Source organism: Pseudomonas sp. B21-053 (genome assembly GCF_026016365.1).
GTDB lineage: Bacteria > Pseudomonadota > Gammaproteobacteria > Pseudomonadales > Pseudomonadaceae > Aquipseudomonas > Aquipseudomonas nunensis.
In genome coordinates this window covers 940,684-952,558 of the sequence record NZ_CP087205.1, presented here as the reverse complement: position 1 = coordinate 952,558, position 11,875 = coordinate 940,684, and the positions used below count along the sequence as shown (strand labels likewise).

Sequence of the window (11,875 nt, the reverse complement as noted above, 5' to 3'; positions counted from 1 at the left end):
ATGTTACCCAACACAATCATGGCTGGCAAGCCGAATTCAGGCAGAAACTTCAGTAACCAGTTTTGCCAGCTCTTCAGCGTAACCACGAACCAGTGTTTCGTCCTCGCCTTCGACCATGACCCGCACCAGCGGCTCTGTCCCGGACTTGCGCAACAGCACGCGCCCACGACCGGCCATGGCCTGGGTTACACGCTCGCTGGCTTCCTTGACCGACGGATGATCGAGGGGGCTCGCCCCACCACCGAAACGGACATTGATCAACACCTGTGGACATTTGCGTAACGCCTGGCGGGCCTGAGCCAACCCTTCGGAGCGAGTCTTCAGCGCCATCAGCACTTGCAACGCAGCAATGATCGCATCGCCAGTGGTGGTGTGGTTGAAGCAGACGATATGCCCGGAGTTCTCACCACCAACCAGCCAGTTGCGCTCCAACAGGTCAGCGATCACATAACGGTCACCGACATTGGCGCGCACGAAAGGAATCGCCAGATCTGCCAGAGCCAGTTCCAGCCCCAGGTTACTCATCAACGTCCCGACTACACCGCCCTGCAACTTGCCACGCTCATGCAGATCACGGGCAATAATGAACAGCAGCTCGTCGCCATCGACGATAGCGCCGGTGTGATCAACCATCAGCACCCGATCACCATCACCGTCGAAGGCGATACCGAGATCCGCATGCTCAGCCATTACGGCAGCCTGCAACTGGCCCATATGGGTCGAACCGCAGTTATCGTTGATGTTCAGGCCATTCGGCTGGGCCGACAGCACAACAACATCAGCACCCAGCTCACGGAACACACTAGGCGCCACTTTGTAGACCGCGCCATGTGCGCAGTCGATCACGATCTTCAGGCCCGCGAAGCTGGTGCCGGTCGGGACGCTGCTCTTGCAGAATTCAATGTAACGACCCGAAGCGTCGTTAATGCGCGAAACCTTGCCGATCTTGCTCGACTCAACCACGGTCATCGGGGTGTCGAGCAACTCTTCAATCATCAGCTCGACTTCATCCGGAAGCTTGGTGCCCTTTCCGGAGAAAAACTTGATGCCATTGTCATCATGAGGATTATGCGAAGCACTGATCACGATGCCGGCTTCGGCATGGAACGTCCGTGTCAGATAGGCGATAGCCGGGGTCGGCATTGGCCCCAGCAGCATCACATCGGCGCCTGCCGACGTAAGCCCGGCTTCCAGTGCCGATTCAAACATGTACCCGGAAATGCGCGTGTCCTTGCCGACCAGTACCTTGCAGGCACCCATCTTGCGGAATGCCATACCGGCCGCCCAGCCCAGCTTGAGCATGAAGTCCGGAGTGATCGGATATTCGCCGACCCGACCACGAATGCCGTCGGTACCAAAATATTTCTTAGTCATAAGTGCTCCATCATTCTTATTCGGCTGATTCCACTGCAGCGATCATCCGCACCACATCGACTGTTTCGGCCACATCATGGACACGCAAGATACGCGCGCCCTTGACCGAAGCCAGCGCTGCAAGTGCCAGACCGCCAAAAAGGCGCTCTCCAACCGGACGATTCAACGCCAGCCCAATCATGCTCTTTCGCGAAACCCCGACCAACAGGGGCCGCCCCAAGGCATGCAAGGCTTCCATATGTTTGAACAAGCTTAGATTGTGCTGCAGGGTTTTGGCGAAACCGAAACCCGGATCAAGGATGATCCGCTCTGCCGGGATCCCCACGGAAGCACATTGCGTCATGCGCTCGGCAAGGAATTCGCCAACTTCTTTTGTTACATCCCGATACTGCGGGTTGTCCTGCATGTCGCCCGGCTCGCCGAGCATATGCATCAGGCATACCGGCAACCCCGTGGCCGCAGCAGCATCCAGGGCACCGTCACGCCGTAATGAGCGCACATCATTGATCAAACCAGCGCCCAATCGTGCGGTTTCACGCATGACGGCTGGCGTGGAGGTATCAACAGAAATAATGACATCTAGCTCACGATGGATGCGCTCGACGATCGGCGCAACGCGCTCGAGCTCTTCGAGCGGCGAAACCGCCCTGGCGCCGGGCCGGGTCGACTCGCCACCGACATCAATCAGTGTCGCGCCAGCCGCCACCATCGCCTCGGCGTGGCGCAAGGCCGCATCGAGCTGACTGTATCGGCCGCCATCGGAAAAGGAATCGGGAGTGACATTGAGAATGCCCATGACATGCGTATGGGCCAAATCAAGAACCCGGTTGCCGCAAGGCAACCGGGTCAGGGACTGAACAGAAGTCATTTCAAACCTTAAACGTCAGCAGCCGGGCCGCCGATCGGTGTTTCTGGACGCGGATCCTGCGCCACCGGAGGTGTACCGGAAGTGCCAGCACCACCACCTGACCAGTCACGTGGCTCACGCGGCGTACGACCGGCCATGATGTCATCGATCTGATCGGCATCGATCGTCTCGTATTTCATCAAGGCATCCGCCATGGCATCGAGCTTGTCACGGTTGTCCGTGAGGATCTGCTTGGCTGTGCCGTAGCACTGATCGATGATGCTACGCACCTCGGAGTCGATCAGCTTCGCCGTCTCGCCAGAGAAGCTTGCACTCTGACCGCCACCGCCGCGACCGAGGAACACTTCACCCTCTTCTTCGGCATACATCAACGGACCGAGTTTTTCCGACAGGCCCCACTTGGTCACCATGTTCCGCGCAATCTGACTTGCACGCATGATGTCGTTCGACGCACCAGTGGTGACGCCGTCGAAGCCCAAAGTCATCTCTTCAGCAATACGGCCGCCGTACAACGAGCAGATCTGGCTGATCAGTGCACGTTTGGACAGGCTGTAACGATCTTCTTCCGGCAGGAACATGGTCACACCCAGCGCACGACCGCGAGGAATGATCGACACCTTGTAGACCGGGTCATGCTCAGGCACAACGCGACCGACGATAGCGTGGCCAGCCTCGTGGTAAGCAGTGTTCTGCTTCTCTTTCTCGGACATGACCATCGATTTGCGCTCGGCGCCCATCATGATCTTGTCTTTGGCCAGTTCAAATTCCTTCATTTCGACGATGCGCTTGCCGGTACGGGCAGCGAACAACGACGCTTCGTTCACCAGGTTGGCGAGGTCGGCACCGGAGAAACCTGGAGTACCACGAGCAATCACGGCCGGAGCGACATCGTCACCCATTGGCACTTTGCGCATGTGGACCTTGAGAATCTGCTCACGACCACGGATGTCCGGCAGACCAACCACAACCTGACGGTCGAAACGGCCTGGACGCAGCAACGCAGGGTCCAGTACGTCCGGACGGTTGGTTGCGGCAATGACGATAATGCCGTCATTCATTTCAAAGCCGTCCATCTCTACCAGCAACTGGTTGAGAGTCTGCTCGCGCTCATCGTGACCGCCGCCCATGCCGGCGCCACGGTGGCGACCAACGGCGTCGATTTCATCGATGAAGATGATGCATGGCGCGTGTTTCTTGGCTTGTTCGAACATGTCGCGAACACGGCTTGCACCGACACCCACGAACATCTCGACGAAATCGGAACCGGAGATGGTGAAGAACGGCACCTTGGCTTCGCCGGCAATCGCCTTGGCCAGCAAGGTTTTACCGGTACCCGGTGGGCCAACCATCAGCACGCCGCGAGGAATGCGACCGCCCAGGCGCTGGAACTTGCCCGGATCGCGCAGGAACTCGACCAGCTCACCGACTTCTTCCTTGGCTTCGTCGCAACCGGCAACGTCACCCAGGGTGGTTTTCACCTGATCTTCGGAGAGCAGGCGTGCCTTGCTCTTGCCGAAGCTCATCGGCCCGCCCTTGCCACCGGCACCGCCCTGCATCTGCCGCATGAAGAACATGAAGACGGCGATGATCACCAGGATCGGGAAGCTTGCGACCAGGAGTTGAGTCCAGATGCTTTGCTGTTCAGGCTGTTTGCCTTCGACTACGACGTGATTGTCCACCAGGTCGCCGATCAGGCCATTGTCCTGAATTGCCGGACGAATGGTCTTGAAGCTGTCGCCATCGTTGCGCTTGCCGGTAATCACATAGCCGTCTACAGCTACGCGCTCGACCTTGCCATCCTTGACCTGCTGGATGAAGTCGGAATAGTTGAGGGTCTGCGGCTCGTTAGGGCTGGAGAAGTTGTTCATCACCGTCACGAGGACAGCCGCGATGATCAACCACAGGATCAGATTCTTTGCCATATCGTTCAATTAACTACCCTCTGAAGCAAGCTCCGCTATTGGCGCGCGCTTCGCATGATATTCACCGGCCTAACTTACTACATTACCTACGACTCTGGCAGGCGCCGTCTGTAACCCTTTGTGAAACACTTTCTACACATTATTCGCTAATGCCCGCGGGGCGAAATACGAAAAACCTATCGACCCGCTGAAAAACCTCGATTTACTCACTACGACCGCGGTAGCCCCAAGCCAGCATGTATTGCTCGCGGGAACTGCCACGGGAAGAGTCCGGCTTGATCATCTGGACCTTGTCGAATTTCTGACGAACGTCCTTCACGTAAGCATCAAACCCTTCGCCCTGAAACACCTTGATCACGAAATTACCACCTGGCTTGAGTATGCGAGCCGCCAGATCAAGAGCCAGCTCACATAGAAACATGGCTTTTGGCATGTCCACTTCAGGCGTACCACTCATATTGGGGGCCATATCGGAAATCACAAGGTCCACCTGCGAATTACCCACGGCTTCAAGGATCTGAGCGAGCACGTCGTCCCGGGTGAAGTCACCCTGGATGAAAGTCACGTCCGGAATGCTGTCCATTTCCAGGATGTCCGAAGCAATCAGACGCCCCTGACCACCGATCAGCCGACTAGTGACCTGCGACCAGCCGCCGGGCGCCGCCCCCAGGTCGACAACGCTCATACCCGGACGGATCAGTTTGTACTTCTCCTGGACCTCCAGAAGCTTGTAACTCGCACGCGAGCGGTAACCATCCTTCTGCGCCTGCTTCACGTAGGGATCATTGACATGTCTTTGCAGCCACTTAAGGCTTGTCTTGGAACGGGCCACGGGCCACCTCTAAAATAAAACGGGTCGTGATTAACTGGGCGGTCCCGGACTCGCTCGGGTAAACTGGCCGCCGCTTTTTACAAGATCAGACGCAGGGGTCAGATTATGCCGCTCAAACCAGAGCAGAAGAAACAATACAAATCCATTGGCCACCATCTGAAACCAGTTTTGACTGTGGCTGACAACGGTTTGACTGAAGGTGTGTTAGCCGAACTTGAACGCGCGCTGGCGGATCACGAGCTGATTAAAATCAAGCTCAACATCCTCGATCGCGAATCCCGCCTGGCCACCGTTGCAGAAATTTGCAAGGCCGGCAAAGCGGACCTGGTTCAGGTCATCGGCAAGATGGCATTGATTTACCGCAAGAACTTCAGCGTCAACAAGCAGCTGTCGAACGTCCATCGCTTCGCGTGATGACAAGGGTCAAGGGTGTGCTTCGCGCACCCTGCCACTCCATCCAGGCACTGGTTGCAATACCAGCACCAGCCCGGAAAACCCCAGTACCAGATAGCTGAACGTTTCCCAGCGTACCGCCTGCGGCCAGCCAAATCGCACGATGAAAAACATCCCGCACGCATACAGCGCCATCAGCAGCAATTGTCCGCGAATATCGCGCCATAGACTGACAAGGCCTTCGGCCTGAACCAGCACCAAAGCCTGAAAAATCACACACGCTGTGGCGAATCCCACCATCAGCGCACCCAGCATGCCTTCAATTTCGTCGATCAGCAGCGGCGCCAGGCCAATCTTGCCCAGCACCGGCAGCAGACCGATATGCAACAACCACAGGCCGCCAACCCACAACATCTGAGTCAGCTGCCAAAGCATGGCGCCCGCACGGAGCGGGCGCCTTCTTTCAGATGTGGCGGACTTCGACAATCTCGTACTCGATAACGCCGCTAGGCGTTTTGACCGCGACCACATCACCTTCTTCCTTGGCGATCAAGGCGCGAGCCAGTGGCGAACCCACCGAAATCTTGCCCAGTTTGAAGTCGGCCTCGTCCTCACCCACGATGTGGTAAGTGACGGTTTCGTCGGTTTCGACGTTGGCGATTTCAACGGTGGTGCCGAAAATCACTTTGCCGGTGTGAGGAATGGTCGTGACATCGATGATCACCGCATTCTGCATACGGCCTTCGATATCACGGATCCGCGCCTCGACCATACCCTGCTGCTCGCGAGCAGCGTGGTATTCGGCGTTTTCCTTCAGGTCACCCAACTCGCGAGCCGTACCGATGTCCTGGCTGAGCTTCGGGCGGACGACCTTGGTCAGGTGAGCGTGTTCTTCTTCCAGGGCTTTGGCGCCCTGGACAGTCATTGGGTATTTGATCATGCCTTCAATCCTGCGTGTAGGTCCTGCAAGCGGCGCACGGTCTTCTCGGGACCGAACTTCAGCGCTTCGCAGATAGCTTCGCCAGCAGCGATGGTCGTGGTGCAGTAGATCTTGTGCTGCAAGGCATTACGACGAATGGAGTAGGAATCAGCGATCGACTGACGACCTTCGGTGGTGTTGATGATCAGGGTGACTTCGTCATTCTTGATCATGTCGACCACGTGCGGACGACCTTCGGTCACCTTGTTCACACGACGTACTTTCAGGCCTGCGGCTTCGATCAGCTTGGCAGTACCGGCAGTGGCGACCACTTCGAAGCCCAAGTTGATCAGATCACGGGCCACGCCTGCAACCAGCGGCTTGTCGTCGTCACGCACGCTGATGAACGCGGTACCGCCAGTCGGCAGCACTTCGCTCGCGCCCATCTGAGCCTTGGCGAAGGCTTCGCCGAACGTATCGCCCACGCCCATCACTTCACCGGTGGACTTCATCTCTGGGCCCAGGATCGGGTCCACACCAGGGAACTTGGCAAATGGGAACACTGCCTCTTTCACGCTGTAGAAGTTCGGAATGATTTCCTTGGTGAAACCAATTTCTTTCAAGGTTTTACCAGCCATCACGCGAGCCGCGATCATGGCCAGGGAAACACCGATGCACTTGGACACGAACGGCACGGTACGGGAAGCGCGCGGGTTGACCTCGATGACGTAGATGTCTTCGCCTTGCAGCGCCAACTGAACGTTCATCAGGCCGACAACGCCCAATTCCAGGGCCATTTTCTTGACCTGTTCGCGCATCTCGTCCTGGATATGTGCAGGCAGCGAGTATGGCGGCAGGGAGCACGCGGAGTCACCGGAGTGAACGCCAGCCTGTTCGATGTGCTGCATGATTGCGCCGATCACCACGTCGGTGCCGTCGCAAACCGCGTCCACGTCCATCTCGATGGCGCAGTTGAGGAAGTGGTCGAGCAGCACCGGACTGTCGTTGGACACTTTCACCGCGTCACGCAAGTAGCGCTTCAGCTCTTCTTCTTCGTAGACAATTTCCATCGCACGGCCGCCCAGTACGTAGGACGGACGAACCACCAGCGGGTAACCGATCTTGGCAGCGGCACGAATCGCTTCGTCTTCGCTGCGCACGGTGGCGTTTGGCGGCTGACGCAGGTTCAGGCGCTCGACCATCTGCTGGAAGCGCTCACGGTCTTCGGCACGGTCGATGGCGTCAGGGCTGGTGCCGATGATCGGCACGCCGGCTTCTTCCAGGGCGCGAGCCAGTTTCAGCGGGGTCTGGCCGCCGTACTGGACGATTACGCCTTTAGGCTTCTCGACTCGGCAGATTTCCAGCACGTCTTCCAGGGTCACTGGTTCGAAGTACAAGCGATCGGAGGTGTCGTAGTCGGTGGAAACGGTTTCCGGGTTGCAGTTGACCATGATGGTCTCGTACCCGTCTTCGCGCAGCGCCAGTGCCGCGTGAACGCAGCAGTAGTCGAACTCGATGCCCTGGCCGATACGGTTAGGACCGCCGCCCAGGATCATGATCTTGTCGCGGCCCGACGGCGCAGCTTCGCACTCTTCCTCGTAGGTCGAGTACATGTAGGCAGTGTCGGTGGCGAACTCGGCCGCGCAGGTATCAACGCGCTTGTAGACCGGGAAGATCTCGAGCTTGTGGCGGTGGCGACGCAGTGCCTTCTCGGTCACGCCCAGCAGCTTGGCCAGACGCATGTCGGAGAAGCCTTTGCGCTTGAGCTTGAACATCAGGTCGCGATCGATGCTGGCCAGACCCAGGGTCTTGACCTTCTCTTCTTCCTTGATCAGATCTTCGATCTGCACCAGGAACCACGGGTCGATCATGTTCATGCCGAAGATGTCTTCGACCGACAGACCGGCGCGGAAGGCATCAGCCACGTACCAGATACGCTCGGCACCCGGCACGGTCAGTTCGCGCTTGAGGATGCTCATGCTTTCCGGATTGCTCAGGTCGAGCTTCTCGTCCAGGCCGCAAACGCCCACTTCCAGACCGCGAAGGGCTTTCTGCAGGGATTCCTGGAAGGTCCGGCCGATGGCCATGACTTCACCGACCGACTTCATTTGAGTGGTCAGGCGCGCGTCGGCTTTCGGGAATTTCTCGAAGGCGAAGCGTGGCAGCTTGGTCACGACGTAGTCGATGGACGGCTCGAAGGACGCAGGAGTAGCGCCGCCAGTGATTTCGTTCTGCAATTCGTCCAGGGTGTAGCCGATCGCCAGCTTGGCAGCGATGCGCGCAATCGGGAAACCAGTGGCTTTCGACGCCAGCGCCGAAGAACGGGATACCCGCGGGTTCATCTCGATGACCACCATGCGGCCAGTGCCCGGGCAGATGCCGAACTGGACGTTGGAGCCGCCGGTTTCCACGCCGATTTCACGCAGTACCGCCAGGGAGGCGTTACGCATGATCTGGTATTCCTTGTCCGTCAGGGTCTGTGCTGGCGCAACAGTGATCGAGTCACCGGTATGCACGCCCATTGGGTCAAAGTTTTCGATGGAGCAGACGATGATGCAGTTGTCCTTTTTATCGCGGACAACCTCCATCTCGTATTCTTTCCAGCCGATCAGGGATTCGTCGATCAGCAGCTCTTTGGTCGGCGACAAGTCGAGACCACGGGCGCAGATTTCTTCGAACTCTTCGCGGTTGTAGGCAATACCGCCGCCGGTGCCGCCCATGGTGAAGGACGGACGGATGATGCACGGGAAGCCGAGCTTCTCGAGCACTGCGTTGGCCTCTTCCATGCTGTGGGCGATACCCGAGCGCGGGCAGTCCAGGCCGATGGATTTCATCGCCTTGTCGAAGCGCGAACGGTCTTCAGCCTTGTCGATGGTGTCAGCATTGGCGCCGATCATCTCTACGCCGAACTTCTCCAGAACGCCTTCGCGCTCCAGGTCCAGTGCGCAGTTCAGGGCGGTCTGGCCACCCATGGTTGGCAGCAGCGCGTCCGGACGCTCTTTCTCGATGATTTTGGCAACGGTCTGCCATTTGATCGGCTCGATGTACGTCGCGTCAGCCATGTCCGGGTCGGTCATGATGGTCGCTGGGTTGGAGTTCACCAGGATGACGCGGTAACCCTCCTCGCGCAGGGCTTTACAGGCCTGGGCGCCGGAGTAGTCGAATTCACAGGCCTGGCCGATAACGATCGGGCCAGCGCCGAGAATCAGGATGCTTTTTATGTCTGTACGTTTTGGCATGGGTTTGTCACTCAAATCCGCAGGTCAGTCGGCAAGCCGTCTTGTTCAATCTGTTAAGCCTTGAGGGGGCCACCGGTGTCGGGACCACCCTCAGGCTTTGCTGCATCAAGGCGAGCGATCAGCGTCGCTTGGCCATTTCGTTGATGAAGCGATCAAACAGAGGCGCTACGTCGTTCGGGCCAGGGCTGGCTTCAGGGTGACCCTGGAAGCTGAAGGCGCTCTTGTCGGTACGCTCGATCCCTTGCAGGGTGCCGTCGAACAGCGATTTGTGGATCGCCCGGACGTTGGCTGGCAGGGTCGCATCGTCTACCGCAAAACCGTGGTTCTGGCTGGTGATCATCACAACGCCGGTGTCCAGATCCTGGACCGGGTGGTTGGCACCGTGGTGGCCGTGACCCATTTTCAGGGTCTTGGCGCCGGAGGCCAGGGCCAACAGTTGGTGACCGAGGCAGATGCCGAATACCGGAATCTCGGTTTCGAGCACGTCCTTGATCGCCTGGATCGCGTAGTCGCAAGGCTCCGGGTCACCCGGACCGTTGGACAGGAACACACCGTCCGGCTTCAGCGCCAGAACGTCGGCGGCTGGCGTTTGAGCCGGCACCACGGTCACACGGCAACCGCGCTCGACCAGCATGCGCAGGATGTTCAGCTTGACGCCGTAGTCGTAGGCAACCACATGGTACGGCAGCTCGGAGGCGTCGATGGTCGCGTGGCTGTCGGTCTTCAAGTCCCAGACAGTCGAGCGCCACTCGTACTTCTCTTTGGTGCTGACGACTTTCGCCAGGTCCATGCCTTTGAGGCCAGGGAAGCCCTGGGCAGCGGCGATGGCAGCTTCTTCGGAGATGTTGTCGCCGGCCATGATGCAGCCGTTCTGCGCGCCTTTCTCACGCAGGATGCGCGTCAGGCGGCGAGTGTCGATACCCGCGATCGCCACAACGTTGTTGGCTTTCAGGTAGTCAGACAGGGACATCGTGTTACGCCAGTTACTCGCAACCAGAGGCAGGTCACGGATGACCAGGCCAGCGGACCAGACGCGGTTGGACTCGGCATCTTCCGGTGTAGTACCGGTGTTGCCGATGTGCGGGTAAGTCAGGGTAACGATCTGTTGGGCGTAGGAAGGATCGGTAAGGATTTCCTGATAGCCGGTCATGGCGGTGTTGAACACCACCTCACCAACGGTTTGACCGTCGGCTCCAATTGCTTCGCCGCGAAAAATGCTGCCATCAGCAAGGGCGAGTATGGCTGGCTTAGTCAAGAAGACCTCCCGTAAATAAAGCCTGAAAGGGCGATCGCAGGTGTAAAAAAGCGGAGTGACGTATGGACACGTCACCCCGCTCATTCACTGAATTATTCTGCGCGCTTTTAGTGAACACACTAAAGCTGTAGCTTACAGAAAAAGGCTTTTTTGGTCTACCGCCAATGAGCCTTAAAGGCTATGGAATGCGACAGGGCGTCGCTTGGCGGAGTAAAACCGGGCTCAAACACTATGTTTGAACCCGATTTCGGGCGCATCTTAACGCAGGTCGAGCACGTCTTGCATGTCGTAGAGGCCAGGCTCGCGCCCATCCAGCCACAACGCGGCACGTACCGCGCCCTTGGCGAAGGTCATGCGGCTGGACGCCTTGTGCGTGATCTCGAGTCGCTCGCCTTCACAGGCAAACAGCACCGTATGATCACCGACCACGTCACCACCGCGAACGGTGGCGAAGCCGATGGTCTCGCGCTCGCGAGCACCGGTATGGCCTTCACGACCGTAGACCGCGACCTTCTGCAGATCACGACCCAACGCACCGGCAATCACTTCACCCATGCGCAGCGCCGTGCCCGAAGGCGCGTCGATCTTGTGCCGGTGGTGCGCCTCGATGATTTCGACATCCGCCTCATCACCCAGCACACGCGCCGCCATGTCGAGCAGCTTCAGCGAGAGGTTTACACCCACGCTGAAATTGGCCGCGAACACGATTGGAATATCCTTGCCCGCCTCGGCCAGCAACTGCTTCTGTGCAGCGTCCAGCCCAGTGGTGCCGATCACCATGGCTTTGCCCGCCTTACGACAGAACGCCAGGTTCTTCAGCATTACTTCCGGCAACGTGAAGTCGATCAACACATCGAACTCTTCAGCCACCGCTTCGACATGACCGGACAACGGCACGCCAATCCGCCCCAGCGAAGCCAGCTCACCGGCGTCTACACCGATCAGCGTGCTGCCGGGGCGCACGATGGCCGCCGTCAGACCGGTCTGCGGCGCGCGTTGCTGCACCGCTTCGACCAGGATCTTGCCCATGCGCCCGGCAGCGCCCATCACCGCAATACGTCGCATGCTCACTC

Annotated in this window: 10 protein-coding genes; 1 reads left to right on the top strand and 9 read right to left on the bottom strand. The window is 58.5% G+C overall.

All coding sequences use genetic code 11. The annotated features are described in order from the left end of the window. Window positions 1-36: 36 nt before the first annotated feature. The 4 genes from glmM to rlmE all read right to left on the bottom strand — a co-directional run bounded on the left by glmM (window position 37) and on the right by rlmE (window position 4,996). Entirely contained in the window at window positions 37-1,374 is a 1,338-nt protein-coding gene (gene glmM / locus LOY68_RS04285; RefSeq protein ID WP_163908347.1) for a phosphoglucosamine mutase, read from the bottom strand. A 16-nt stretch (window positions 1,375-1,390) separates the two neighbouring features. Next, on the bottom strand, window positions 1,391-2,242 hold the full coding sequence (gene folP, locus LOY68_RS04280; RefSeq protein WP_163908345.1) for a dihydropteroate synthase: 852 nt from the start codon (window positions 2,240-2,242) through the stop codon (window positions 1,391-1,393). Window positions 2,243-2,250: 8 nt separating this feature from the next. Beyond that, window positions 2,251-4,164 (bottom strand): ATP-dependent zinc metalloprotease FtsH, encoded by a 1,914-nt coding sequence (gene ftsH / locus LOY68_RS04275; RefSeq protein ID WP_054050044.1) that lies wholly within the window; start codon window positions 4,162-4,164, stop codon window positions 2,251-2,253. A gap of 202 nt (window positions 4,165-4,366) precedes the next feature. Beyond that, window positions 4,367-4,996, bottom strand: coding sequence for a 23S rRNA (uridine(2552)-2'-O)-methyltransferase RlmE (rlmE, locus tag LOY68_RS04270; protein WP_054050046.1), 630 nt, complete (start codon window positions 4,994-4,996; stop codon window positions 4,367-4,369). Between the two features lie 105 nt (window positions 4,997-5,101). Here rlmE and LOY68_RS04265 point away from each other — a divergent pair, with 105 nt between their 5' ends. Next, on the top strand, window positions 5,102-5,410 hold the full coding sequence (locus tag LOY68_RS04265; protein ID WP_054050049.1) for a YhbY family RNA-binding protein: 309 nt from the start codon (window positions 5,102-5,104) through the stop codon (window positions 5,408-5,410). A gap of 9 nt (window positions 5,411-5,419) precedes the next feature. On the opposite strand, the gene LOY68_RS04260 is transcribed toward LOY68_RS04265, so the two are convergent. From LOY68_RS04260 to dapB, 5 genes are all read right to left on the bottom strand, one after another. Beyond that, window positions 5,420-5,824 (bottom strand): MFS transporter, encoded by a 405-nt coding sequence (locus tag LOY68_RS04260; RefSeq protein ID WP_265043115.1) that lies wholly within the window; start codon window positions 5,822-5,824, stop codon window positions 5,420-5,422. Window positions 5,825-5,852: 28 nt separating this feature from the next. After that, window positions 5,853-6,329: a transcription elongation factor GreA gene (gene greA / locus LOY68_RS04255; protein ID WP_054050053.1), complete on the bottom strand. Its 477-nt coding sequence runs from the start codon at window positions 6,327-6,329 to the stop codon at window positions 5,853-5,855. Continuing rightward, window positions 6,326-9,547: a carbamoyl-phosphate synthase large subunit gene (gene carB, locus LOY68_RS04250; protein WP_265043114.1), complete on the bottom strand. Its 3,222-nt coding sequence runs from the start codon at window positions 9,545-9,547 to the stop codon at window positions 6,326-6,328. Before carB ends, greA begins: the two co-directional genes overlap by 4 nt. Before the next feature lie 118 nt (window positions 9,548-9,665). Beyond that, entirely contained in the window at window positions 9,666-10,802 is a 1,137-nt protein-coding gene (carA, locus tag LOY68_RS04245) for a glutamine-hydrolyzing carbamoyl-phosphate synthase small subunit (protein WP_163908338.1), read from the bottom strand. Window positions 10,803-11,060: 258 nt separating this feature from the next. Beyond that, complete coding sequence (gene dapB / locus LOY68_RS04240) at window positions 11,061-11,867, bottom strand: 4-hydroxy-tetrahydrodipicolinate reductase (protein WP_265043113.1); 807 nt, start codon at window positions 11,865-11,867, stop codon at window positions 11,061-11,063. Between the last annotated feature and the right edge of the window lie 8 nt (window positions 11,868-11,875).

What these genes read in the sequence shown, in the direction of transcription:
- LOY68_RS04265 (WP_054050049.1), top strand. Translation starts at nt 5,102, where the DNA reads ATGCCGCTCAAACCAGAGCAGAAGAAACAATACAAATCCATTGGCCAC.
- dapB (WP_265043113.1), bottom strand. Translation starts at nt 11,867, where the DNA reads ATGCGACGTATTGCGGTGATGGGCGCTGCCGGGCGCATGGGCAAGATC.
- carB (WP_265043114.1), bottom strand. Translation starts at nt 9,547, where the DNA reads ATGCCAAAACGTACAGACATAAAAAGCATCCTGATTCTCGGCGCTGGC.
- folP (WP_163908345.1), bottom strand. Translation starts at nt 2,242, where the DNA reads ATGACTTCTGTTCAGTCCCTGACCCGGTTGCCTTGCGGCAACCGGGTT.
- ftsH (WP_054050044.1), bottom strand. Translation starts at nt 4,164, where the DNA reads ATGGCAAAGAATCTGATCCTGTGGTTGATCATCGCGGCTGTCCTCGTG.
- glmM (WP_163908347.1), bottom strand. Translation starts at nt 1,374, where the DNA reads ATGACTAAGAAATATTTTGGTACCGACGGCATTCGTGGTCGGGTCGGC.
- greA (WP_054050053.1), bottom strand. Translation starts at nt 6,329, where the DNA reads ATGATCAAATACCCAATGACTGTCCAGGGCGCCAAAGCCCTGGAAGAA.
- LOY68_RS04260 (WP_265043115.1), bottom strand. Translation starts at nt 5,824, where the DNA reads ATGCTTTGGCAGCTGACTCAGATGTTGTGGGTTGGCGGCCTGTGGTTG.